Raw genomic sequence first — 23761 nt, 5'->3', positions numbered from 1 at the left:
CTTTGAAAACTTTAAAAAACGCATTCTCATCGCTTTGAACGTCAAAAAAGAGAAAACCAATTTGGTTCTCTCTAGATGTTAGCTAGCATCAACCCACTACAGTTGACAATGAGCCACTTCTTTTTTTAGTATTACTTTTTAAAGGTGAGGGTCATGGTTGTTCCCTCATCAGGAACGCTACGAACATTGATTGAAGCGTTATGGAGTTTCAAAGCGTGTTTAACAATTGAAAGCCCCAGACCCGTTCCACCAACTTTTCTTGAGCGACTCTTATCGATGCGATAGAAGCGTTCAAAAATGCGTTCTTGTTCTTCTTTTGAGATACCAATTCCCGTATCTTTGACATCAACAGAAATCTTATCTGCTTCATCTGTTATCGTAATATTTACGCTACCGCCATCACGATTGTAGGTAATAGCATTGTCGCTCAAATTGTACAAAACAGAATGAATCAAGGCTGGATTACCCGTGATATGGGTCGGTTGTCCCTTAAGTTGAAGCTGAATATCACGTTGTTTGGCTTTAGCAGATAAACTGCTCAAAACACTTTTAGCAACGCGGTAAAGATCCACATCTTCCATTGGTACTTGGTCAGTTTCATCCAATTGTGACAATTTGATAATGTCCTCAACCAACTGCACCATTTGTTTGGATTCTTTGTAAATCTTTCCTGCAAAACGAGGTACATCATCAGCAGATACTAAGCCATTAACTAGCATTTCTGAATAGCCTGAAATGACGTGCAGAGGCGTTTTAAGCTCATGTGACACGTTTGCAGTGAACTCATGTCGTAATTGTTCAATTTGCAATTGTTCTGTCACATCGAACAAAAGAACCACCAATCCAGTCATATGACCATCTGATAAAATCGGACGAATCAAGACCTTGTAACTGTCCTTATCAAAATGAACAATCCCTTCTTGGTTATCTCCTTTAAGACCTACTTCTAGCAAGTTATTAAAGGCTAAATCCCTTGTTATTTTTAAGATATCCTTGCCGATACAACTTTGGTCTGTTTGGAAGAGGTCTTGGGCTGCAGCATTCATGCTAATGACATGACAGCCTGCATCCAGCAAGATAATCCCTTCCTTGATTTTTGAAATAATCGTATCGAATTCTTCTTTTTTCTGGTTTAATTGTGACTCTTTTTTAGCCAATTCTTTTTGATGGTAATCAATTCGTCTAAGTAAAGGCGTGATTTCATCATAAGCATCATTGCTTAAAGGTTGGTCTAAATCCAAGTTATTTAACGGTGCAATAATACGTCTTGACGTGTAGCGTGCCACCCAAATCGATAAGACGATTGACAAGATGACAATCAAGGCAAACGGTTGGAACATACGAATCAGCAAAAGCAATAAGCTATGCTGGGTTACGGACAAACGTAAAACCGTTCCGTCATCTAGACGCTGTGCTACATAAATCGATTGTGTTGTCAAAGTTGTCGAAAAGCGAGTGCTCTCACCGTAGCCTTCTTCCATAGCCTCTCTAATCTCTTTACGGTTCTGATGATTATCCATTTTGGTTGCATCAGAGTTGCTATCATAAAGAATCGTTCCCTCGTTGTCAACCCAAGTAATACGAACATTGGAAACGTTTAGATTTTCAAAATAATTTTTTCCTTCTAGTGAAACCCCTTGAGCAATCAAGGCAGTTTCTGTTCGCAACTGTTCTCTTTGAACCTTAGTGAAATAATTGTACAAAGCCCCCATAATTAACAGGATAGCTGAAAACAAAATCCCTAAAGATACAAAAAGTGTTGAGCGAAAGATTCTTTTAATCATTCTCTTCCTCCAGTCGGTATCCTACCCCACGAATAGTCTTTATGAGGTGACTGGCATCACCAAGTTTGGTCCGCAGTGTTCCGATATGAACATCTACCGTTCTTGTTTCCCCAACAAAGTGTTCGCCCCAGACTTGATTTAGCAGTTCTTGTCTGGTAAACACACGATTAGGGTTTTTCATCAATAAAGCAAACAGTTCAAATTCTTTCAGCGTTAGATGAATAACTTTATTATCTTTCTTTACTGTGTAGTTTTGAACATCAAGAGAAATAGAACCAATCGTCAAGGTCTTATCCTCTTGAACATGACTTTGAGTTCGGCGTAAAACAGCTTTAATACGAGAAATCATTTCCATCATGCCAAAGGGTTTGACCAGATAATCATCGGCTCCCATATCCAAGCCCTTAACCTTGTCAAATTCTGTTCCTTTGGCAGTTGCCATGATAACAGGAATACTTTCACTGCTTTTTTTCGCACGCAACTCCTCTAAACTGGATAAACCGTCACTTCCTGGCAGCATAATATCCAATAAGATTAAGTCGGGTTTGACTTGCTCCATCGCTTGCCAGAAAAGCTCGGAGTTGGGAAAACCTTGGGCTTCAAATCCCGTCGTCCGTAGCGTATAAAGCATCAATTCGCGAATATCATCATCGTCTTCAACACAATAAATCATTATTATTCATCTCCATCTAATTGCCCAGTGATTGAGAAAATGACCCACTTGGCAATATTGACCGTATGATCTCCAATACGTTCAAGGTATTTGGCTACCATCAGGACGTCGATAGCGTGTTCGCCATCCACTTCTTCTCCTGCGAAGTAGGCCATTAAGTCCATCTTTATTGTATCAAATTCTGCATCAATTGTATTATCATTTTGAATGACTTGGTTAGCCAGTTCTTCATCATCATGCACAAAGGCATCAATACTATTCGTTACCATGTCCACAACGTGGCTTACCATGGTTTGTAGGTGTTTTAATTCTTGTCCTTGGTGGATATGTCCTTGATTGACAATCTCACCCATTTCAGCGGCTTGGGCTCCGATACGTTTCATATCGTAAACCATTTTCAAGGCAGCTGATACACGGCGTAAATCTTTTGCAACAGGCTGTTGACGCAACAGCAATTTCAAACATTGTTCTTCAATGTCGCGTTCAAGTTGTTCAATGCGATGGTAAGTTTCAATCACATCATCCACGAGTTCTGAATCATCGTGTTTTAAAAATTGAACCGATTTTGAGATAACATCTTCACATAAAGCCCCCATAAAAATAACATTTTTATTGAGTTCTTGGAGTTGATTTTCAAATTTTGAACGCATTAGCCGAATCTCCCTGTAATGTAGTTTTCTGTTCGCTCGTCTTGAGGAAGAGAAAAGAGTTGACTGGTTTGGTTAAATTCTACGACTTCTCCCATCAAGAAGAAGGCCGTTTTATCTGAAATACGCACAGCTTGTTGCATATTGTGGGTTACAATAACGATGCTGTATTTTTGCTTCAATTCAATAACAAGGTCTTCGATTTTTGACGTTGAAATTGGGTCAAGGGCTGAAGTTGGCTCGTCCATAAGCAAGACATCTGGCTCAATCGCAAGGGCACGCGCAATGCAAAGTCTTTGTTGTTGACCACCAGACATACCCAAGGCTGACTTGTGAAGTCGGTCTTTCACTTCGTCCCAAATTGCTGCTTGTTTCAACGAACGTTCAACAATCTCATCCAGTTCCGCCTTTCCATGAATCCCGTGTGTACGTGGACCAAAGGCAATATTGTCATAAATGCTCATTGGGAATGGATTTGGTTTTTGGAATACCATACCCACTTTTTTACGTAATTTATTGATATCTAAATCACGGTAAACATCTTCACCATCCAAAAGCACATTACCTGTAATGCGACAATCTTTGACCAAATCGTTCATACGATTTAGGCTTTTTAATAAAGTTGATTTTCCACAGCCAGAAGGACCGATAAAAGCGGTAATTTCCTTGGCTGGAATATTTAAATTGACTGATTTCAAGGCATGAAAATCGCCATAATATAAATCTAAGTTTTCAATAGTTAATTTACTCATTACCCATTCTCACTTCCTAAACGTTTGGCAATTAAGCCTGATAAAAAGTTAATTCCAATGACTAATATCAGCAAGACAACAGCTGTTGCATAGGTTTGATTGATATACAGTCCTTCACCAGAAATAGCGTACATATGCACCGCCAAAGTCCGTGATGAACTAAAGACGCTTTTAGCTACTTCTGCCACTGTTCCTGCGGTAAAGATAAGAGCCGCTGATTCACCGATAATACGACCAATCGCCAAAATAACACCTGAGAAAATACCTGGCATAGCACTTGGCAAAACAATCTTGAAAATCGTTCTTAATTTACCAGCACCAAGGGCAAAAGCTCCCTCACGGTAACTGTTTGGGACAGAAAGTAAGGCTTCCTCAGTCGTTCTCATGATTAACGGTAAAATCATGATACTCAAGGTCACTGCCCCAGACAAAAGTGATAGACCAAAATGAGCGTATTTCACAAAGAAAAGGGCACCAAACAAACCATAAATGATTGATGGAATTCCTGATAGGGTTTCTGTTGCAATACGAATGATATTGACAATTGGATTATCTCTCTTCGCATATTCTGTCAAATAGATTGATCCACCAATACCAATCGGAACCGCAATCAGCAAGGTTAAAATCGTGATAAAGACGGTGTTAATCAAGGCTGGTAACAAAGAAACATTATCAGTTGTGTAAGTCAAAGAGAACAAGCCTTTGTTTAAATGAGGAACACCTTTCACCAAAATATAACTAATAATAAAAGCAATCATCAAGAAACTCACAAATGCCGCTAAATACACAAACCCAAACAAGATAAGTGATACAGGGTCGTGTTTGCGCGATGCAAAACGCTGCTTTAGAGTTCGTTGATTTACATTTTCCATATCTATGATTAGTCCTCCTTATGCAATAGCGAGAAGGTGATATTGATAATCAGCACAAAGATAAACAAGATAACGGCTGTACCAATCAAAGCTTCTCTGTGGAGACCTGTTGAATATCCCATTTCCATGACAATATTTGTCGTTAAGGTACGGACTCCAGATGTTAATGAACTTGGAATAATGGCCTGGTTTCCAGCAACCATAATAACTGCCATGGTTTCACCAATTGCACGGCCCAGTCCAAGAATAACTGAGGCGATAATGCCTCGTTTAGCCGCTGGCAATACGACGAAAAACACACTTCTTTCGTGAGAAGCCCCTAAGGCCAACCCGCCCTCATAGTAGTAATCAGGTACGGCACGAATAGCTGTTTCTGACACGCTAACAATAGTTGGAAGGATCATAATCCCAAGCAACATTGAAGCTGTCAAAACACCCATTCCGTAGCCACCGATGTTATTTCTGACAAATGGTACCAAGACCACCAAACCGAAGAAACCGTAAACAACCGACGGAATTCCTGCCATCAAGTTGATAGCTGCTTTCAATGGTTTGTAGAAGCGCTCTGGACAAAAATGTGCCATAAAGACCGCTGTCAAAATACCAATTGGTACACCGAGAATTAAGGCACCCAATGTAACATATAGTGAACCAACAATCATTGGGAAAATACCAAATTCATTGCTAGATGGACGCCAGATTTTGCCAAACAAAAACTCTTTTAGGCCAATTTCTTTAATCGCAGGTAGGCCATTAGAGAATAAAAATACGCAAATAAGTAAAACCGATATAACGGAAATACAAGCGGTAAGGAAAAATACCACTTGCATTGTTTTTTCTTTAGTATGATTCATGAATTCCTCTTACTCAGATAGGTCTTCCCAAGATGTAGTATCACCTGCGAAGATATCTTTAACTTGTTCACTTGTAAGATCATCTACTTCGTTCTTGTCATTAACGATTACCGCAATACCATCCATTGCAATAACTGTTGCTGTAACGCCTTCTTTTTCTTCAGTATCTTTAAGTTCACGTGAAGCCATACCGATATCCGCTGTACCATCAATAGTGTTTGCTACACCAGTTGAAGAGTCGCTTTGTTGGATTTCGATTGTCACATCAGGATTTACCTTAGCATAGGCTTCTTTTAATTTTTCCATAACAGGTGTTACTGAACTAGAACCAGAAATAACAACTTTTCCTGAATTTACGCTTGATTTGTAAGAACCATTGTCATCAAGTGGAATATAACCGCTCTTTTCAACAATTGCTTGGCCTTCGCTGCTTAAGATAAAGTTAATAAAATCTTTAGCTGCTTCGTTTGTATCATCTTTTGTCACGATGTTAAATGGACGTGACACTTTGTAAGAACCATCTTTGATGTTTTCTACTGTTGCTTCTGCGCCATCGATGTCAACCACTTTAACGCTGTCGTTCAATGACCCTAGAGAAGCGTAACCAATTGCTGAACCGTCTTCTGCGACAGTTGTCAACATCACTGAAGTAGAGTTAGTTACAATAGCGTTTTGAGTTGTCAAATCAACTTTTTCACCATCGCTATTTTTTTCTTCAAGTCCAAACAATTCAATGAAAGCACCGCGTGTTCCAGAACCATCTTCACGTGTTACAACGTTGATTTGTCCAAGACCTGCTTCACTATCTCCATTAGCAGTACTTCCGCAAGCTGATAGTCCGACTAGAGCAGCTGCTCCAAGTACGCTAAGTGATGATAACAATTTCCATTTTTTCATGGGGTGATTTCTCCTTAGATATCTTTATGGTACTCATTATAGACAGGTTATATCAAATTCATTACCGTTTTTTTGTAAAGTTTTTGTAAAATCCCCAAAATTCCTTTTGTAAAAACCATGTAAAGTTAAAAGCTATGTAAAATTTACTTTTTTGTTTTTTGTGCCTATAATAGTAGAAAAAGAATACCTTCTGTCTAAGATTGGTCTTAGGGCTAAAAAATGATATAATAATAACGTTTTAAGAAACGCTTTTTTAACTCAGAAAGGAACTTACAAATCTCATGATGAATATGCAAAATATGATGCGTCAAGCTCAAAAACTCCAAAAACAAATGGAGAAAAAACAAGCTGAATTGGCTGAAACAACCTTTACAGGCACATCTGCCCAAGACCTTGTCAGCGTTGTTTTTACAGGGGATAAAAAATTAGTGAACATCACTTTTAAAGAAGCTATTGTTGACCCTGAAGACGTGGAAACTCTTCAAGATATGACCACACAAGCCATCAACGATGCCCTTTCTCAAATCGATGATGCCACTCAAAAAACACTTGGCGCCTTTGCTGGTAAATTGCCATTTTAAGAAGACAAAAAGCCCGAACCAAATGGTTCGGGCTTTTTTACTTTTCTTTGGCAACTTCTAAGCAATAAGATTTTTCATGACAATGCGGGCACCTTAATTTCCGTGTTTTAGGCGTATGAGGCGCCAGTATAATGGCCTTATAAGACGGCTGGAAAACACTGTGGCAATTAGGGCACACAAAGGCAACCTGAGTAGCGTATTTTTTCTTAACCAACCAAAAAGTCAAAGGAATGATAACGATTTCTCCTATAAGAAAAATCAGTATTTGACGGCTCAAAATCGCCCAAATCAGCGTTCCCCATTGCACTAAAATCAAGGGCAAAGCATAGAAAAACAGACGTCTGTGTAATTGTTTTAAAGTGTGTTGATTGCGCATAACTAGCGAAATGTCTGACAAAAACGCCAATGACTGACCTGATTGATTTTTCACCTTGTCAAGTAGATTGACAGCTGTGTCAAGTTTTGCTTTTCTTTCACTAAGGTCTTGCTTCATCTCCTTGATGTGCTCAACCAAAAGCAATTCCAAAACTTGCTTAGCATTTTCTTCCGCTAAAATGCGTTTGATTTGGTCAATGGAAAAATCCAACTCACGCAGAAAACAAATCATTCGCAGCTGCTCCAAATCACTTGCCACATAAAGCCGCCGTCCACCTTCTGTCACATCAGACGGAGTTAAAATACCACGTTTGTCATAATATTGTACCGTGCGGACTGAAACACCAGCTAACTTAGCCAAATCACCGGTCGTGTAAAATGAAGACATTTCTTCCCCCTTTCTGCTCTTATTATAGAACATGCCCTAAGGTAACGAGCAAGGGGTTCCCTTAGTGGATTTTTTCTTTTTTGTAAAAAGTGGTGCTTTAATCAAAAAAACCACCTAAGGCTGCAAAAGGATTGTCGCCGTGTTCCTCTTCTTGCTGAGTTAAATACGTCTTATTCTCATCAAATTCCATAAACTTTTCATAGACTTGAGCTGTCATGCGAGCATCTTCTAACGAATTATGACCGTGACCCGAAATCCCTAAAAATTCTGCTACACTGGTCAATTTTAAATTTGTCACACCGTTTAAATCTGTACTGCGACGAGCAAAAGCTTCATCATAGACATCCACCTTGTAAAATCCTGTCAAGTCCAAGTCATTTTCAACCAACAAAGGCAAGTCTGATTTGATGGCATTGTAGCCAATTAATGGCGTATCTCCGACAAAGGTTTTAAAGTCATCAAGCACCGTTGCAAGCTTAGGCGCACTCGCCACCTTCTCAGCAGTGATACCTGTTAAACCATTGATAAAGGATTGAAGGTGTAAATCAGTGTAAACATAGGTGTCAAAACTGTCAACTTCCTGTCCATTTGCCATCTTAACCGCCGATACCTGAATAATGTGCGTTTCCTCGCCCACCGTATTAAATTCCAAATCAAAAGCAATGTAATGTTGTAATGTTTCCATGTTTTTCTCCAGCATAATCACTCAAATTACGGCAAACAAAAAACCCCAATGGAGGTTTTTTCTTACAAATTGAAAGAACTCTAGCAATAGATGTGCTTATCTACCACCAAACAAACGAGCAAAGAAACCTTTAGGTGCTGTTTCTTCTTGAGCCTCTGCCTCTTCCTGAGCTCTTTCTTGCTCTTTTTCTTCTTCTGTGCGTGTTTGGATTTCTTCCACTTCAGCTTTGGCTTCGTTCAATTCTAACTGAAGACGTTTGCTATCTTCCATAGCCGCCAACGTTAATTGTTGTTGTTGGTCAAGCTGCTTGTCTTTTTCGCTAATCTGAACGTCTTTCACACGAAGTTGCTCATCTTTGGTGCTGATTTGCTTATCCTTAGCTTTAAGTTGTTCGTAAAGGCGAGTGATTTCAGTATTTTTTTCATCCACCAAAATTTCTAACAACTCTCGTTGTTGCGTTTCTTCGCTGATTGGTTCGTCTTCAAAAATGGTTTTTTTGTAAATTTCTTCTAACTTAATCAAGCCGCTGCGGTTGACAACCGTTACCCCTTTTTCGTTTTTAGAAACATCTTCTTCAGGTAAACTTTTCACGCGGTTGTTAACTGCTTGACGGCTAACTCCTAAGATTTCAGCTATTTCGCTGACGGTTTTTTCAATTGCCATAGTATCCTCTTTTACATTGAAATTCTCATGAAAAGCATATCATAAGACCGACCAATTGTCAATTTTATCCCGTCAATCTTTGTCACGTTAGCTTGACATATATGTCAACTTTGTCAAAATAGAAAAATATGCTAGCTGTCCTTTTTAAAACCTTTTATGCTAAAATAAAGGTATGAAAACATATGATACAATTATTATTGGCGGTGGCCCCGCTGGTATGATGGCTGCTATTTCCAGTAGTTATTATGGCAATAAAACCTTACTCATCGAAAAAAATAGACGGTTGGGTAAAAAACTGGCTGGTACAGGGGGCGGTCGCTGCAACGTAACCAATAACGGCACGCTTGATGACCTGATAGCAGGTATTCCTGGAAATGGACGCTTCCTTTACAGTGTCTTTTCTCAGTTTGACAACCATGATATCATCCAATTTTTTGAGGACAGAGGGGTCGCTTTAAAAGTGGAAGACCACGGACGCGTTTTCCCAAAAACAGACAAATCTAAAATCATTATTGATGCCCTCGCACATAGTATTCAAGAATTAGGTGGTGAAGTCCTAACCAACACCGAAGTGGTTTCAGTCAAAAAAATAGATAACCTTTTCCACATCAAATCTGCCACAAAGGAGTTTGTCTGTGAAAAACTGATTGTGACGACTGGCGGAAAAGCTTACCCATCCACAGGTTCAACAGGATTTGGCTATGACATCGCTCGCCATTTCAAAATCAAGGTTACCGAACTAGAAGCGGCGGAAAGTCCCTTGCTGACAGACTTTCCCCACAAGGCTTTGCAGGGAATTTCGCTGGATGATGTGTCTTTAACTTATCAAAAACACCATATCACGCATGATTTGCTCTTTACGCATTTTGGTTTGTCTGGGCCTGCGGCTCTGCGGATGTCTAGTTTTCTCAAAGGCGGTGAAACCATCACATTGGATGTGCTACCCAAGTTATCCACAGAGGACTTGGACGCTTTTCTCTCGGAAAACCGTGAAAAATCACTCAAAAATACCCTAAAAATGCTCTTACCAGAACGTCTAGCAAGCTTTTTAGCGCAGACATTTCCCGAAAAAGTCAAACAACTGACACCGCAGCAAGCAAGTGCTCTTGTGAAAAACCTCAAGGCCATGCCAATCAAAGTGACCGGCAAAATGTCACTGGCCAAATCCTTTGTCACTAAAGGTGGCATTGATTTGAAGGAAATCAATCCTAAAACCCTTGAGAGCAAACACGTTCCAGGGTTACACTTTGCTGGCGAGGTACTAGACATCAACGCTCACACAGGCGGTTTTAATATCACGGTAGCCTTGTGTACGGGTTGGGTAGCTGGTAGTTTGCATTATTAACAACTCTTTCCACATAGCAAAACCCTTTTGAAGGTATTCAAGAGGGTTTTTCATTTATAAACCATCAAAAGCTAGGCTTGGTTTGGCATTTAAATCCAAACCAGCAAAGTGGCCTTTATCATACTCAATCGCTGCTGCCAAAGCAATCATGCCTGCATTGTCACCGCACAAACGCAAAGGCGGAATAATAACATCAACCTCTGTCAATTCGCTTGCCAATCGTTCACGTAAGCCTTGATTGGCGGCCACACCACCAGCCACTACTAAGGTATTCACAGGGTATTTTTCTAAGGCTTTTTTGGTTTTAGCCATCAAAACATCAAGAACAGCGGCTTGGAAGGAAGCAGCCAAATCCTCTTTGACCAAGTCTTCCCCTTTTTGTTGGGCATTGTGGTGTAGATTGATAACTGCTGATTTTAATCCTGAAAATGAAAATTCCAAGTTATCCTCTGTCATCATAGCACGAGGCAGATCATAAACATCCTTGCCTTGGTGTGCCAACTGGTCAATTTCACGTCCCGCTGGGTAAGTCAAGCCCATCACACGCCCTACTTTGTCATAGGCTTCTCCAACAGCATCGTCACGCGTTTCACCGACAATCTTATAATCACCAGGTTCCTTGACGTAAACAAGTTCTGTGTGACCTCCTGAAACAAGCAAAGCCAACAAAGGATAAGTCAATTCTTTGACTTCACGCGCAGCCATCAAATGCCCTGCCATATGATTGACAGGAATAAGTGGGAGCTGGTGTGCCCAAGCAAAGGCTTTAGCGGCAGCCATTCCCACCAAAAGCGCCCCAACTAAGCCAGGACCATAAGTAACCGCAACAGCATCAAGGTCGCTCGCCTCAATTCCTGCTGCCTCCAGTGCATCCTGAAAACAAGTGGTCACCACTTCGACATGATGACGACTAGCCACTTCAGGCACCACGCCACCAAAACGCTTGTGGCTTTCCACCTGACTGGCAATAATATTACTTAAAAGCTCGCTCTCATTTTTTAAAACCGCAACGCTGGTTTCATCACAAGAGCTTTCCACAGCTAAAATATATCTGTCTTTCATTCGTTCGTTTACCTCTCACTGCCCTCACGTTTCATGATAATAGCGTCTTCAACTGGCTCATGGTAATAACGCTGACGCTTACCAATCACCTCAAAGCCAAATTTTTGATACAAAGCCTGCGCCGACGTATTTGACGCCCTGACTTCTAGGAAAATGGGAAAATCCACATGGTCCAAGTGCGCCAATAATTGACTTCCCCAGCCTTCTCCTTGACGGGCCTTCTTCACAGCGATATTTGTGATTTCCAACTCACCAACCAATTGTTGAATCACCAAAAAACCGATAGCCGTTTTGTCTACTTCCACAAAAAAATAATCCACATTATCCTGCTGCATATCCGACAAGATTTGCTCCTTGGTCCAAGGAGATTTGTCATAGACATCCGACAAAATATCATAAACGGCAGCTACTTTTTCTGTTAATTCTCTCATTTTTAGATACGTTTTATATAATCCGCGTGTGGGTTTTCTTCATGGTTTTTCAGCCAATTTTCCTCCGCTTCAACGCGTTTAAGGTAGTTCGGTACAAAACTATCCACATCCACTGGCGCTAAGGTTTGTCCATATTTTCCAATGGCATAAGCTGATGGCAATACTGGCAACACTTGAGCTTTGGGTAACGCCTCTTCAATTTGCGTCTGGAAAGGAGCCACTTCACCGACAAACAAGACGTCTTTTTCATCTTGAACGGCTGCTAAAACCTCTGGAAAGGCCATGTGAGCCTCTTCTTTCACCAATTGACCATCGCGATAAAATCCAGCATAAACGTTGTTTCGACGGGCATCCATCACAGGGACAATCATGCCTGAAAATTCTGTTGCCGCTGCCAAGGCATAAAGACTTGACACACCGACCAATTCAATGCCCAGCGCGTAAGCTAAGGTCTTGGCTGTTGCAACCGCCACACGTAGCCCCGTATAAGAACCTGGTCCCTGTGCGACCACAATCCTATCCAAATCAGCAGGTTTTAAATCCACTGAATTCATCAAAAAATCAATCGCAGGCATGAGATTGATACTGTGATTTTTCTTAACATTTACGGTAACATCCGCTAATAACTGCTCACCATCCAAGATGGCAACAGATAGAGCCTTACTTGATGTATCAAAGGCTAAAACTTTCATCATTTCAATTCCCTCACTTGATTCTAACTCTTATTTTATGATATAATTTTAATAATTGCAACGAATCAAGGCTAATTCATTACTCGTAAAATATCACATAGACGAAAATCAAGTAGCTACGGTACTATTTGATAGCTTTTGGTGTCGTTTAATTAGTTAGCCATAGGTAGTATAACGAGTCAAAGAAAGGATTATTATGATTTACAAAGTTTTTTATCAAGAAAATAAAGATCGCAACCCACACCGTGAGAAAACAAAAGTCATTTACCTTGAAGTTGAAGCTTCAAACGAATTAGAAGGACGCATCAAAACGCGTAAACTCGTTGAAGAAAAAACACCTTACAATGTCGAATTTATCGAACTTTTATCAGAAAAACACCTGGCTTACGAAAAAGAAACAGGTGCCTTTGAACTAACGGAGTTATAACATGTCACAAATCCATTTAAAACCCGAGGAAGTTGGGGTTTATGCTATTGGTGGCCTTGGAGAAATTGGGAAAAATACCTACGGTATTGAGTATCAAGATGAAATCATCATCGTTGACGCTGGTATCAAATTCCCTGAAGATGACCTCCTTGGTATTGATTATGTTATCCCTGATTATTCCTATATTGTTGAAAATGTGAAACGTATCAAAGCCCTTGTCATCACGCACGGGCACGAGGACCACATCGGTGGTATTCCTTTCTTGCTAAAACAAGCTAATATCCCTATTTATGCAGGACCTTTGGCTTTGGCATTGATTAAAGGAAAACTCGAAGAACATGGTTTATTACGCGACGCAAAACTATACGAAATCAATGCGGACACAGAGCTTACTTTCAAAAACTTGAGCGTCACGTTTTTCCGCACTACTCACTCAATTCCAGAACCTTTAGGAATTGTCGTTCACACCCCTCAAGGTAATATCGTATGTACGGGTGACTTCAAATTTGACTTCACCCCTGTCGGCGAACCTGCTGATTTACACCGTATGGCAGCTTTGGGAGAAGAAGGCGTCTTGTGTTTGCTTTCTGACTCAACAAACGCTGAAATCCCAACCTTCACTAACTCTGAAAAAGTGGTTGGCCAATCCATCATGAAAATCATCGAAGGCATTCATGGGCGTATTATCTTTGCGTCATTTGCCTCAAATATTTTCCGTTTGCAACAAGCAGCTGAAGCGGCTGTCAAAACAGGTCGTAAAATCGTTGTTTTCGGACGTTCAATGGAAAAAGCTATCATTAACGGGATTGACCTTGGGTATATCAAGGTTCCAAAAGGGACATTTATCGACCCTAGCGAGCTCAACAAATACCACGCTAGCGAAATTTTAATCATGTGTACAGGTAGCCAAGGGGAATCAATGGCAGCGCTTGCTCGCATTGCCAACGGTACTCACCGTCAAGTTACCCTACAACCTGGAGATACGGTTATCTTTTCTTCTAGCCCAATCCCTGGTAACACAACCAGCGTCAATAAACTGATTAACACTATCCAAGAAGCTGGTGTCGAAGTTATCCACGGTAAAGTCAATAATATCCACACATCAGGTCACGGTGGACAACAAGAACAAAAATTGATGCTTCGCCTCATGAAACCTAAGTATTTCATGCCTGTTCACGGGGAATACCGTATGCAAAAAATCCACGCTGGTTTGGCTATGGATGTCGGCATTCCTAAGGAAAACATTTTTGTTATGGAAAATGGGGATGTCTTGGCTTTGACAGCCCACTCAGCTCGTCGTGCAGGTCATTTCAACGCACAAGACATTTACGTTGACGGTAATGGTATCGGCGATATTGGTGCAGCTGTTTTGCGTGACCGTCATGATTTATCTGAATATGGTGTCGTGCTTGCGGTGGCAACAGTTGATTTTGACAGTCAAATGATTCTAGCTGGACCTGATATCTTGAGCCGTGGTTTCATTTACATGCGTGAATCAGGCGAATTGATTCGTGAAAGCCAACGTGTCTTGTTCAATGCCATCCGCATTGCCCTTAAAAACAAGGACGCTAGCATTCAATCGGTCAACGGTGCTATTGTTAATGCCCTTCGTCCATTCTTATACGAAAAAACAGAACGTGAGCCAATCATCATTCCGATGATTCTCACGCCAGATAACCCACAAGACAGTGGTAAATAAACCAAAAGAGAAGATGCACGATCTTCTCTTTTTTTATATCGACAAGTAAAAAAACACTAGAACGCTCAAACGCTCTAGTGTTTTAGTGTTATTGTGCAACCATGATACGAAGACCTTGGTCGATTTTTTCAGCAGCTTTGCGTCCTTCACGGATACCCCAAATCACAAGACTTGGTCCGCGACGAGCATCACCTGCAACAAAGACACGGTCATTATTGGTTGAATAATCATCATAAACGCTTTGAACACCAAATTGTTCAAAGAGTGATTTTTCAGCACCTGTGAAGCCCATAGCCAATAAGACAAGGTCAGCTTGGATGATTTCTTCCGTTCCTTCAATTGGTTTAAAGCCTGGACCCACTTTTATCGTTTTAGCGGCAATGACTTGGCCACGGTCAGCTCCGATAAATTCAGTGGTTGAGGTTGCGTAAGTTGTTAATGTTGTGTCTTGTACATAATCAGCCTCTTCTTGCCCATAACCCGTACGTTTAATCATTGGGTATTCTGGCCAAGGGTTACTTGGCAAGCATTTTTCTGGTGGTTCTGGCGTGATTTCAAGCTGTTTAACACTTGCAGCCCCCAAACGAACGGCCGTTCCGATACAGTCATTTCCTGTATCACCACCACCAATAACAAGTACGTGCTTACCTTCAAGGGTTGGACCTAATTTTTTCGTTTCAGATGCCAAAACATTTTTCGTGGTCTCGGTTAAGAAATCGACGGCAAAACGCACGCCTGACAAATGACGTCCTGGAACATCCAAGTCACGTGGAACACTGGCCCCAGTAGCTAAGACGACACGGTCATATTGTTGCAAGAGTCCGTCCGCTGTGATGTCACGTCCAACTTCGGTATTGGCAATAAAGGTGATACCAAGATTTTCCATGACATCAATGCGGCGTTGAACAATTGCTTTATCCAATTTCATGTTTGGAATACCATACATCAACAGCCCACCAAAACGGTCACTACGTTCATAAACTGTCACGTTGTGCCCTAGTTGATTGAGACGCCAAGCTGCAGCAAGCCCTGCAGGTCCTGAACCAATCACCGCCACTTTAAAGCCTGTGCGGTAAAGTGGACGACCTGAGTCCTCCACCCAGCCATTTTCAAAAGCAGTATCAATAATGAAACGCTCATTGTCATGAATGGTAACGCCTGCGCCGTTAAGGCCTTCGGTACACCCTTTTTCACAAGGTGCCGGACAAACACGCCCTGTCATCTCAGGGAATGGATTGGTTCGAGATAGGCGCTCAAATGCACGCTTGTAATCACCCTTGTAAACCAAATCATTCCACTCTGGAATCAAGTTGTCGTTAGGACAGCCTGAAACGGCACGCCCACCACCGTAAAAAGTACCTGAGTGGCAAAATGGTACGCCACAAGTCATACAACGAGCCGCTTGTTTGCGACGCTCTTCTTCTGAGAGTGGGATTTGCAGTTCCTCAAAGTCCAAGATGCGTTCAGCAACAGGACGATAAGGATTGTCTTTTCGCTCATATTTCAAAAATCCAAATGGGTCCGCCATTTTAATTACCTCCTGTTACTTGTGCAAGTAGTTCTTCTTTTTCGGCAGCTGTTTCAGCTCCGCCTGTCGCAATTTCAAAGGTACGTAATTCTAGTTCGTCACCTTCTAAGCCAGTTTTAGCCAGAGCATGCTCAATATCGTGGATTTCGTGGAATTCTGTTGGATATACTTTGACAAATTTATCCACTTCTTGTGCCCAATTATCAAGCAAACGTTTGGCTTTAGCACTGCCTGTGTAGTCGTAATGTTTTTGAATCATATCAACCAAAACATCGTCCCCACGTGTTTCTCCAACTTTGTAGAGGTCAACCATTTCGCGATTGACTTTTTCAGCAAAGTCACCGTCAGCATCGTAAACATAAGCCACACCGCCACTCATACCAGCAGCAAAGTTGCGTCCTGTTGTGCCAAGGATAACCGCTACACCACCTGTCATGTATTCACAACCGTGGGCGCCAACACCTTCAACCACTACTTTTGCACCTGAATTACGGACACAGAAACGCTCACCCGCACGACCTGCAAAATAAGCTTCACCCTTGACCGCACCAAAGAGAGCAACATTTCCAACAATCGGTGAATGTTCCACATCGTAAGCCGCATCATACGGTGGTTTAACAATCAAGCGACCACCTGACATGGATTTGGCAATGTAATCATTGGCTTCACCAACCAAGGTCAACTCCATGCCTTGTGTGATAAAGCTTGCAAAAGATTGCCCTGCGATACCTGTGTATTCGTACTTAATCAAACCTGGTTCAAGTGTGTCGTTACCGTAACGTTCTGCTAGCCAACCAGCCATTCTCGCACCAACCGCACGTTGCACGTTATTGATGGATTCTTTAACCGTCACGCCAACGCCACTATCAACCGCTGCTTTGGCAAAGCCGTCCAACTCTTTCCATTGACGAGCATCTGCAAATGGGTCTTCTGTCTTACGGTTAATCGGATAAGCTGTTCCCAAGATACGTGAGAAATCAAGTGATTTGGCTTTCCCTTTTGGAATGAATTTGGCTTTCAAGATTTCAGAATGCCCAACCATTTCATCAACTGAGCGGAAGCCAAGTTCAGCCATGTACTCACGCAATTCTTCTGCCATGAACATCATCATGTTCATCAAGTGTTCTGGTTTTCCAGCAAAATGCTGACGCAACTCTGGATTTTGTGTTGCAACACCAACAGGGCAGGTATTGAGCGAGCAAACACGCATCATCACACAACCGATAGAAATCAAAGCCAAGCTAGCAAATGAATATTCTTCAGCCCCAAGAAGTGTCGCTACGGCAAGGTCACGACCTGTCATCAATTTACCGTCAGTTTCCAAAGTCATACGTTGACGTAAACGGTTAAGAGATAGCGTTTGATGCGCTTCTGCCAAGCCCATTTCCCACGGCAAACCAGCGTCACGGACCGAATTACGAGGAGAGGCACCTGTTCCACCGTCATAGCCTGAAATAACGACCTTGTCCGCACCAGCCTTAACACAACCTGTGGCAATAGTTCCAACACCTGTGCTTGACACCAACTTGACATTGATTTTTGCATAAGGATTAATTGCTTTGAGGTCATAAATCAGCTGCGCCAAATCTTCAATTGAGTAAATGTCGTGATGCGGTGGTGGTGAAATCAAACGCACACCAGGCGTTGCCCCACGAATTTCAGCAACCCAAGGGAAGACTTTTTGACCAGGCAATTGCCCACCTTCACCAGGTTTTGCCCCTTGTGCGAGTTTAATCTGAAGTTCTTCTGCAGACATGAGGTATTCCGCATTCACCCCAAAACGTCCAGAAGCCACCTGTTTAATCTTAGAATTCAAATTGCGTCCGTCTGGTTGGACTTTGAAACGGTTACGATTTTCGCCACCCTCACCAGAGTTTGATTTGGCTCCAATGGCATTCATAGCTTCTGCAATGGTTTCATGAGCTTCTTTAGACAATGAACCAAAACTCATGGCACCAACCTTGAAACGTTTGACAATAGTTTCAGCAGGCTCGACTTCAGACAAATCTACTTTTGGACGGTCAGAATGGAATTCCCAAATCGAACGCAGTGTTGTCGGTGTTTCCAAAGCTTCTTTGTCTAGTTCAGCCGTGTATTCTTTGAATAGTTTGTAATCGCCTGTACGAACAGCCTGTTGGAAATTGTAAATGGTGTGTGGGTTAAACAAATGGTATTCACCGTCAGCCTTGAATTGGTAAATACCGCCACTTTGCAAGTAATCCCCACGACGTGGACCAAAAGCATCTTCGATACGTTGCAGGTATTCTTTTTCAATTTGGTCTAGTGACAAGCCACCAATACGCGTTACAGTTCCTGTAAAGTATTTGTTGACAACAGCATCAGACAAACCAACTGCTTCAAATAGCTGGGCACCCTTGTAACCAAGGATAGTAGAAATTCCCATACGGCTCATGATCTTGACAATACCTTTTTCTGAAGCTTTGCGGTATTTTTCAAATGCCTGCTCATCTTTACCGTATTCTTTTAAGGTCGCATAAGCTCCGTAAGGGTGAATGGCTGCCGCACCGTAACCTACCAAGGTCGCAAAATGATGCACTTCAACTGCTTCAGCCGTATCCACCACAATCGAGAATTGGCTAGCTTTACCCTTGACAACCATGTAATTGTTCAAACCAGAAACGGCCAACAACATTGGAATCGTTGTTTGATTTTCTTGAATGTGACGGTCTGACAAAATAATAATCTTGCTGCCGTTATCCACAGCTTTTTCCGCCGCCTTAAACAAGTTTTCCAAAGCACGTTGCAAACGGTTGTGAGAAGGTTCAACCACATCATAAACCGTTGACAAGGTTGTTGCACGGTAGCGCTCATCTTGCAACTGAGCGATTTTCGCAAATTCTTGGCTTGACAACATTGGACTGTCAATCTTGACTTTCACACAGTTGTCCGCCCCATCTGCCTTGAAATTACCATCGCCACCCAAGTAAACACTCGTTGACACCACGATTTGTTCACGAATGGCATCAATTGGCGGATTGGTAACTTGCGCAAATTGTTGTTTGAAGAAGGTGAAAAGGGATTGATTTTTATGAGAAAGCACTGCTAATGGGCTATCAAATCCCATCGAAATAACAGGTTCTTCCCCTTTTTCAGACATCGGTAAAATCACCGTGCGAATGACTTCTTCTGTGTAGCCATAAGCCTTCCACATGGTATCAATGTCTGTGGTTTCTTCTTGTAATTCGGCTGCCTCAAAGTCTTTTAAATGAGCGATATTTTCTTCCACCCATTCCTTGTAAGGATGCTGAGCAGCGTAATAAGCCTTGACTTCTTCATTGCGCATCAATCTGCCTGAAGTGGTGTCAATCAACATCATGTTACCAGGACCAAGCACACCTTTTTCAACCACATGACTTGGTTCAAGGTCCACTACACCTGATTCACTTGAGCAAATCAAGAAATTATCCTTCGTCAATGAATAACGGCTAGGACGCAAACCATTACGGTCCAAACGTGCACCAACCATATCACCGTCAGAAAAGACAAGGGCCGCTGGACCATCCCAAGGCGCTACAAAGCTTGACGCATATTCGTAGAAAGCCTTCAAATCATCTGAAAGCCCAGATTCTTCACCCCAAGCTTCAGGAACCATCATCAACAAGCTCTGCGGGATATCACGACCATTACGGTAAAGATATTCCAAACAGTTTTCCAACTTAGCCGAATCTGAATTTTCCTCGTTGTAAACCTCAATTTGATGACTGTGCATCCAGTTTTCCGCACCACGAAGGGTATTGATTTCACCATTGTGGGCTAAAAAGCGAAATGGCTGCGCACGGTCCCAAGATGGGAAAGTATTGGTCGAAAAGCGTGAGTGAGTCAACGCAATGTGAGATTTGAAGTGCTCATCTTGCAAATCAGGGTAAAATAGCCCGACCTGAAAAGCGTGTAACATTCCTTTATACACAATAGTTTTACTCGATAACGAACAAATGAAAAATTCATCTGCTGAGAACGTCTTCTCCATTTGACGACGCAACTGGAACAATTGGTCCTCAAAATCACGCCCTGCTTTCGTGTCGTCTGGTTTCTTAATAAACACTTGGACAAAGCTTGGCATGATTTCCTGAGCTGCTGGACCGCAATTATCATAACGAAACGGCACATCACGCGTCATCAACACATGAAAACCAGCCAATTTTATCTCAGCCTTAACAGCCTCTAAAAGACTAGCCTTGGCTTCTGCGTTTTGTGGTAAAAAGAGCTGAGCGACAGCATAGTCACCCTTTTTAGGCAAGCTATAACCCGCTTCTTTTGCCTTTAGTTTGAAAAATTCATCAGGCAAGGCGAGCAACATCCCAGCCCCATCTCCAGTGTCAGGTTCGGCACCTGTCCCACCACGGTGATTCATTCGTGTCAACATCGTCAATGCATAGTCAATCAAAGTATGACTAGCCATGCCATCAATTTGGGCAACAAATCCCATTCCACAAGCATCAGACTCGAAAGAGGGGTCCCAAAGCGTTGTTTTTTGTGCCTCTATAGCACCTGTGTTCATAGCCTTCACTCCAATCATCGTATAAATAATCTAATTATTCAGAATATTGTAATATATTGTACCATATTTTGAGGCGTTAGAGTAGTCATTCTAGACATTTTTTGATAAAATATACTCTTTTACTCAAAATATTATCGGTTATCTATTCTTATGAGGGGTAAAAGTGGTCGCACTTCTTCAAAATCAATTGAAAAGAAAAGACTGAAGAAAAGTCCCATAAAGGACTGTTTCTCCAATCTGTTCTCACTATGCCTTAATATAAATCTAAGTAGTTATCAATTTCCCATTGTGAAACGAATGCTGCGTAGCTTGACCATTCAATTTTCTTAGATTCCACAAAATTTGTATAAATGTGCTCACCAAGAGCTGCTTTAACAACTTCATCTTCTTGCAAGGCTTTAACCGCATTATGCAAAGTAGAAGGAAGGTCGCGAATGCCTGCTTCTTTACGTTCTTCTTCAGTCATCACATAAATATTTGATTCTACTGGAGCTGGAGCTTCAATTTTATTTTCAATACCATCAAGACCTGCTTCAAGAAGAACTGCAAGTGCTAAGTATGGGTTTGCTGTTGGGTCAACAGAACGAAGTTCCAAACGAGTTCCCATACCACGAGATGCAGGAACGCGAATAAGTGGTGAACGGTTACGACCAGCCCATGCAATGTAAACAGGTGCTTCATATCCAGGAACCAAGCGTTTGTATGAGTTTACAGTTGGATTCATAATAGCAGTATAGTTGTAAGCATGTTTCATCAAACCGCCAAGGAAGTAGTAAGCTGTTTCTGACAATTGCATTCCTTTTGGATCTTCTGTATCAAAGAAAGCATTGTTGCCATCGTAGTCAAACAATGACATGTTACAGTGCATACCAGAACCATTAATACCGAATTTTGGTTTTGCCATAAATGTTGCGTAAAGACCATGTTTACGAGCAATTGTTTTAACAACGAGTTTGAAAATTTGAATGTTGTCACATGCTTTCAAAACATCAGCATATTTGAAATCAATTTCGTGTTGTCCAACCGCAACTTCGTGGTGACTTGCTTCAACTTCAAATCCCATTTCAGTCAACACGTTAACGATTTCACGACGTGTGTTATCAGCAAGGTCTGTTGGTGCAAGGTCAAAATAACCACCGCGGTCGTTTACTTCAAGAGTTGGTTCACCTTTTTCATCCAATTTGAACAAGAAGAATTCTGGTTCTGGACCAAGGTTAAATGATTTAAAACCAACTTTTTCCATGTGACGTAGAGCACGTTTCAAGTTACCACGTGGGTCACCTGCAAAAGGCTCACCTTCTGCTGTGTAAATGTCACAAATCAAACCTGCAACAGCACCATTTTCACCACCCCAAGGGAAAACAGTCCATGTGTCAAGGTCAGGATGTAAAAACATATCAGATTCGTTGATACGTACAAATCCTTCGATTGAAGAGCCATCAAACATAGCTTTGTTGGCTAATACTTTGTCAAGCTGTTCATCAGTAGCTGGGATTTCCACGTTTTTCAATGTCCCAGCAATATCTGAAAACATCAAGCGTAGAAATGTTACATTTTTTTCTTTAACTTCGCGACGAATGTCTGATGCTGTAATAGTCATGAATTAAGGTCTCCTTTTTTTACAGAAAGCCGATACACTCGACTTAGATGCGCCAATTACTAATATACTGCGATGGGGTTGAAAAACGCCCTTGGTTTCGGAGTTCATCTTGTAAGATACGGCGAACATCAGCATCGGTCAAAGATTTCTGTTTTTGATTAGCTTTGTCTTGCCGCTCCGCATACTCACGTTTAATCGCTGCAATATTAAGCCCCTCATTGAGAAAATCTTTGATTTCAAGCAATCGATCCATGTCATTCAACGAATACATGCGACGATTCCCCGATGTTCTCTCCGGCGTAATTAAGCCCTGATCTTCATAATAACGAATCTGACGTGCAGTTAAATCTGTCAACTTCATTACTGTTCCAATAGGAAATACCGCCATGGAACGTCTGAGTTCTTTTTCTCTCATGATGACCTCCTTCCGCTATCCATTATAATCTGAAAATTCTAAACTGTCAACCCTTTATGTTAGAAAACATGACATATAATTTTATTTATGTTCTCGCCTACGAATTAATTTCCGAACTTCATTGACATCCGCATTAACAATAATGGCTACAAAGACCCCGCAGAAGGTTTCAAAAATACGTGCAAAAACGTATAAGACCGTATCTCCAGGCGGAATAGAAAGCGTAATAATCAAAAGAGCAGACGTCCCTCCAATGATTCCTGCTTTATTGTTGATAGCCACATTTATCATAATGCCCAGCATCGAAAAAATAGGGATGAAAACTAAGGTAACCCAGAAATGGTAGTCAAAAAATTGATTGATAAAAAAGAAAATCAGTGATAAGAAACCACCTACACTATTTCCCACAACCCTTGAAAAGCCAAAATGCACGCTTTTATCAAAATTTTCGCGTAAACAGAAAACAGCCGTCAAAGTCCCGATTTGCAATCCTTCCCATCCAAATAGATGGAAAATCAACAAGACTAAGAAAACGGCTAACCCGGTCTTAATGGTCCGCATGCCTAATCTAAATTTACTAGGATCAAACTTATAATTTGCCAAAAGATTTTTTAAATAATTCATAACTCACAACCATTTATATTTCTTTTATTGTATCATATTTTGCGGCTTTTTTGGGGAAAGCGGGGTAAACTAAGCACACAAAACGTTCAATTTTCTCTCATCGATTAGGCCATTGCAGATTTTTACAACAAATAAAAACATACTAAGATTAGTAGTGAGAAAATCTTCGACGGGAGAAAGTACTCTCTACTTTTTCTTTTATGTTAAAGTAGTGGTGTCTTGTTAAGTCGAGTTCTCTTGTGACGCTA

22 protein-coding genes are annotated in these 23761 nt (G+C 41.4%); 4 read left to right on the top strand and 18 right to left on the bottom strand.

Translation table 11 applies throughout. The features are described from left to right. Nucleotides 1-131: 131 nt before the first annotated feature. From HFK82_RS08565 to HFK82_RS08535, 7 genes are read right to left on the bottom strand one after another with little or no spacing between them, the layout of a single operon-like run. Entirely contained in the window at nt 132-1784 is a 1653-nt protein-coding gene (locus tag HFK82_RS08565; RefSeq protein ID WP_168261467.1) for a sensor histidine kinase, read from the bottom strand. Then, nucleotides 1777-2457, bottom strand: a complete 681-nt coding sequence (locus tag HFK82_RS08560; protein WP_154455206.1) for a response regulator transcription factor — start codon at nt 2455-2457, stop codon at nt 1777-1779. Before HFK82_RS08560 ends, HFK82_RS08565 begins: the two co-directional genes overlap by 8 nt. A gap of 2 nt (nt 2458-2459) precedes the next feature. Continuing rightward, nucleotides 2460-3107, bottom strand: a complete 648-nt coding sequence (gene phoU, locus HFK82_RS08555; RefSeq protein WP_154455205.1) for a phosphate signaling complex protein PhoU — start codon at nt 3105-3107, stop codon at nt 2460-2462. Continuing rightward, nucleotides 3107-3856 (bottom strand): phosphate ABC transporter ATP-binding protein PstB, encoded by a 750-nt coding sequence (gene pstB / locus HFK82_RS08550; protein ID WP_168261466.1) that lies wholly within the window; start codon nt 3854-3856, stop codon nt 3107-3109. The genes phoU and pstB overlap by 1 nt, the downstream gene beginning before the upstream one ends. Further along, complete coding sequence (gene pstA, locus HFK82_RS08545) at nt 3856-4728, bottom strand: phosphate ABC transporter permease PstA (RefSeq protein ID WP_168261465.1); 873 nt, start codon at nt 4726-4728, stop codon at nt 3856-3858. The genes pstB and pstA overlap by 1 nt, the downstream gene beginning before the upstream one ends. Before the next feature lie 8 nt (nt 4729-4736). Beyond that, the gene (gene pstC, locus HFK82_RS08540) at nt 4737-5582 is read right to left on the bottom strand and encodes a phosphate ABC transporter permease subunit PstC (RefSeq protein ID WP_154455202.1); all 846 of its coding nucleotides are present in this window, start codon (nt 5580-5582) and stop codon (nt 4737-4739) included. Between the two features lie 9 nt (nt 5583-5591). Beyond that, the gene (locus tag HFK82_RS08535) at nt 5592-6479 is read right to left on the bottom strand and encodes a substrate-binding domain-containing protein (RefSeq protein WP_168261464.1); all 888 of its coding nucleotides are present in this window, start codon (nt 6477-6479) and stop codon (nt 5592-5594) included. A 281-nt stretch (nt 6480-6760) separates the two neighbouring features. On the opposite strand from HFK82_RS08535, the gene HFK82_RS08530 reads away from it, so the two are divergent. Beyond that, nucleotides 6761-7060: a YbaB/EbfC family nucleoid-associated protein gene (locus HFK82_RS08530; protein ID WP_154455200.1), complete on the top strand. Its 300-nt coding sequence runs from the start codon at nt 6761-6763 to the stop codon at nt 7058-7060. Nucleotides 7061-7097: 37 nt separating this feature from the next. Here HFK82_RS08530 and HFK82_RS08525 read toward each other — a convergent pair whose 3' ends face one another. The 3 genes from HFK82_RS08525 to HFK82_RS08515 form a co-directional block, all read right to left on the bottom strand. Beyond that, nucleotides 7098-7823, bottom strand: a complete 726-nt coding sequence (locus HFK82_RS08525; protein ID WP_154455199.1) for a MerR family transcriptional regulator — start codon at nt 7821-7823, stop codon at nt 7098-7100. 97 nt (nt 7824-7920) lie between these two features. Next, a complete protein-coding gene (locus tag HFK82_RS08520) occupies nt 7921-8508 on the bottom strand; it encodes a 3'-5' exonuclease (protein WP_168261463.1) in 588 nt (195 codons plus the stop codon). Nucleotides 8509-8604: 96 nt separating this feature from the next. Further along, nucleotides 8605-9171 carry a DUF536 domain-containing protein gene (locus tag HFK82_RS08515; protein WP_168261462.1) on the bottom strand — a complete coding sequence of 189 codons (567 nt, stop codon included), beginning with the start codon at nt 9169-9171 and terminating at the stop codon, nt 8605-8607. A 172-nt stretch (nt 9172-9343) separates the two neighbouring features. Here HFK82_RS08515 and aao point away from each other — a divergent pair, with 172 nt between their 5' ends. Further along, nucleotides 9344-10516 (top strand): aminoacetone oxidase, encoded by a 1173-nt coding sequence (aao, locus tag HFK82_RS08510; protein ID WP_168261461.1) that lies wholly within the window; start codon nt 9344-9346, stop codon nt 10514-10516. 54 nt (nt 10517-10570) lie between these two features. Here the strand turns inward: aao and tsaD are convergent, their stop codons facing one another. Genes tsaD through tsaB form a run of 3 tightly spaced genes read right to left on the bottom strand, consistent with a single transcriptional unit; the run spans nt 10571 to nt 12704 of the window. After that, nucleotides 10571-11578: a tRNA (adenosine(37)-N6)-threonylcarbamoyltransferase complex transferase subunit TsaD gene (gene tsaD, locus HFK82_RS08505; RefSeq protein ID WP_168261460.1), complete on the bottom strand. Its 1008-nt coding sequence runs from the start codon at nt 11576-11578 to the stop codon at nt 10571-10573. A gap of 8 nt (nt 11579-11586) precedes the next feature. Next, nucleotides 11587-12009, bottom strand: coding sequence for a ribosomal protein S18-alanine N-acetyltransferase (gene rimI / locus HFK82_RS08500; RefSeq protein ID WP_168261459.1), 423 nt, complete (start codon nt 12007-12009; stop codon nt 11587-11589). Between the two features lie 2 nt (nt 12010-12011). Further along, nucleotides 12012-12704: a tRNA (adenosine(37)-N6)-threonylcarbamoyltransferase complex dimerization subunit type 1 TsaB gene (gene tsaB / locus HFK82_RS08495; RefSeq protein WP_168261458.1), complete on the bottom strand. Its 693-nt coding sequence runs from the start codon at nt 12702-12704 to the stop codon at nt 12012-12014. Between the two features lie 193 nt (nt 12705-12897). Here tsaB and HFK82_RS08490 point away from each other — a divergent pair, with 193 nt between their 5' ends. Together HFK82_RS08490 and rnjA are read left to right on the top strand one after the other, a co-directional pair. Further along, nucleotides 12898-13128, top strand: a complete 231-nt coding sequence (locus HFK82_RS08490; RefSeq protein WP_168261457.1) for an RNA polymerase epsilon subunit — start codon at nt 12898-12900, stop codon at nt 13126-13128. Between the two features lies 1 nt (nt 13129). Further along, nucleotides 13130-14827, top strand: coding sequence for a ribonuclease J1 (gene rnjA, locus HFK82_RS08485; protein WP_154455191.1), 1698 nt, complete (start codon nt 13130-13132; stop codon nt 14825-14827). 88 nt (nt 14828-14915) lie between these two features. Here rnjA and HFK82_RS08480 read toward each other — a convergent pair whose 3' ends face one another. The 5 genes from HFK82_RS08480 to HFK82_RS08460 form a co-directional block, all read right to left on the bottom strand. Next, a complete protein-coding gene (locus tag HFK82_RS08480) occupies nt 14916-16355 on the bottom strand; it encodes a glutamate synthase subunit beta (RefSeq protein ID WP_168261456.1) in 1440 nt (479 codons plus the stop codon). Between the two features lies 1 nt (nt 16356). Then, nucleotides 16357-20874, bottom strand: a complete 4518-nt coding sequence (gene gltB, locus HFK82_RS08475; RefSeq protein WP_168261455.1) for a glutamate synthase large subunit — start codon at nt 20872-20874, stop codon at nt 16357-16359. A gap of 253 nt (nt 20875-21127) precedes the next feature. Further along, nucleotides 21128-22474: a type I glutamate--ammonia ligase gene (gene glnA / locus HFK82_RS08470; RefSeq protein ID WP_168261454.1), complete on the bottom strand. Its 1347-nt coding sequence runs from the start codon at nt 22472-22474 to the stop codon at nt 21128-21130. Nucleotides 22475-22517: 43 nt separating this feature from the next. Continuing rightward, nucleotides 22518-22889: a MerR family transcriptional regulator gene (locus HFK82_RS08465; protein WP_154455188.1), complete on the bottom strand. Its 372-nt coding sequence runs from the start codon at nt 22887-22889 to the stop codon at nt 22518-22520. 81 nt (nt 22890-22970) lie between these two features. Next, the gene (locus HFK82_RS08460) at nt 22971-23513 is read right to left on the bottom strand and encodes an FUSC family protein (RefSeq protein ID WP_154455187.1); all 543 of its coding nucleotides are present in this window, start codon (nt 23511-23513) and stop codon (nt 22971-22973) included. Between the last annotated feature and the right edge of the window lie 248 nt (nt 23514-23761).

Origin of the sequence: Streptococcus alactolyticus (genome assembly GCF_012277075.1) — a bacterium.
GTDB classification, from domain to species: Bacteria; Bacillota; Bacilli; order Lactobacillales; family Streptococcaceae; genus Streptococcus; species Streptococcus alactolyticus.
Note: the sequence above shows the minus strand (reverse complement) of the source record. Positions and strands in the feature narration are given on the sequence as shown.

What these genes read in the sequence shown, in the direction of transcription:
- HFK82_RS08490 (WP_168261457.1), top strand. Translation starts at nt 12,898, where the DNA reads ATGATTTACAAAGTTTTTTATCAAGAAAATAAAGATCGCAACCCACAC.
- rimI (WP_168261459.1), bottom strand. Translation starts at nt 12,009, where the DNA reads ATGAGAGAATTAACAGAAAAAGTAGCTGCCGTTTATGATATTTTGTCG.
- HFK82_RS08515 (WP_168261462.1), bottom strand. Translation starts at nt 9,171, where the DNA reads ATGGCAATTGAAAAAACCGTCAGCGAAATAGCTGAAATCTTAGGAGTT.
- pstB (WP_168261466.1), bottom strand. Translation starts at nt 3,856, where the DNA reads ATGAGTAAATTAACTATTGAAAACTTAGATTTATATTATGGCGATTTT.
- HFK82_RS08465 (WP_154455188.1), bottom strand. Translation starts at nt 22,889, where the DNA reads ATGAGAGAAAAAGAACTCAGACGTTCCATGGCGGTATTTCCTATTGGA.
- rnjA (WP_154455191.1), top strand. Translation starts at nt 13,130, where the DNA reads ATGTCACAAATCCATTTAAAACCCGAGGAAGTTGGGGTTTATGCTATT.
- gltB (WP_168261455.1), bottom strand. Translation starts at nt 20,874, where the DNA reads ATGAACACAGGTGCTATAGAGGCACAAAAAACAACGCTTTGGGACCCC.
- pstC (WP_154455202.1), bottom strand. Translation starts at nt 5,582, where the DNA reads ATGAATCATACTAAAGAAAAAACAATGCAAGTGGTATTTTTCCTTACC.
- HFK82_RS08535 (WP_168261464.1), bottom strand. Translation starts at nt 6,479, where the DNA reads ATGAAAAAATGGAAATTGTTATCATCACTTAGCGTACTTGGAGCAGCT.
- pstA (WP_168261465.1), bottom strand. Translation starts at nt 4,728, where the DNA reads ATGGAAAATGTAAATCAACGAACTCTAAAGCAGCGTTTTGCATCGCGC.
- tsaD (WP_168261460.1), bottom strand. Translation starts at nt 11,578, where the DNA reads ATGAAAGACAGATATATTTTAGCTGTGGAAAGCTCTTGTGATGAAACC.
- HFK82_RS08560 (WP_154455206.1), bottom strand. Translation starts at nt 2,457, where the DNA reads ATGATTTATTGTGTTGAAGACGATGATGATATTCGCGAATTGATGCTT.
- HFK82_RS08530 (WP_154455200.1), top strand. Translation starts at nt 6,761, where the DNA reads ATGATGAATATGCAAAATATGATGCGTCAAGCTCAAAAACTCCAAAAA.
- HFK82_RS08520 (WP_168261463.1), bottom strand. Translation starts at nt 8,508, where the DNA reads ATGGAAACATTACAACATTACATTGCTTTTGATTTGGAATTTAATACG.
- phoU (WP_154455205.1), bottom strand. Translation starts at nt 3,107, where the DNA reads ATGCGTTCAAAATTTGAAAATCAACTCCAAGAACTCAATAAAAATGTT.
- glnA (WP_168261454.1), bottom strand. Translation starts at nt 22,474, where the DNA reads ATGACTATTACAGCATCAGACATTCGTCGCGAAGTTAAAGAAAAAAAT.
- tsaB (WP_168261458.1), bottom strand. Translation starts at nt 12,704, where the DNA reads ATGATGAAAGTTTTAGCCTTTGATACATCAAGTAAGGCTCTATCTGTT.
- HFK82_RS08480 (WP_168261456.1), bottom strand. Translation starts at nt 16,355, where the DNA reads ATGGCGGACCCATTTGGATTTTTGAAATATGAGCGAAAAGACAATCCT.
- aao (WP_168261461.1), top strand. Translation starts at nt 9,344, where the DNA reads ATGAAAACATATGATACAATTATTATTGGCGGTGGCCCCGCTGGTATG.
- HFK82_RS08525 (WP_154455199.1), bottom strand. Translation starts at nt 7,823, where the DNA reads ATGTCTTCATTTTACACGACCGGTGATTTGGCTAAGTTAGCTGGTGTT.
- HFK82_RS08460 (WP_154455187.1), bottom strand. Translation starts at nt 23,513, where the DNA reads ATGAATTATTTAAAAAATCTTTTGGCAAATTATAAGTTTGATCCTAGT.
- HFK82_RS08565 (WP_168261467.1), bottom strand. Translation starts at nt 1,784, where the DNA reads ATGATTAAAAGAATCTTTCGCTCAACACTTTTTGTATCTTTAGGGATT.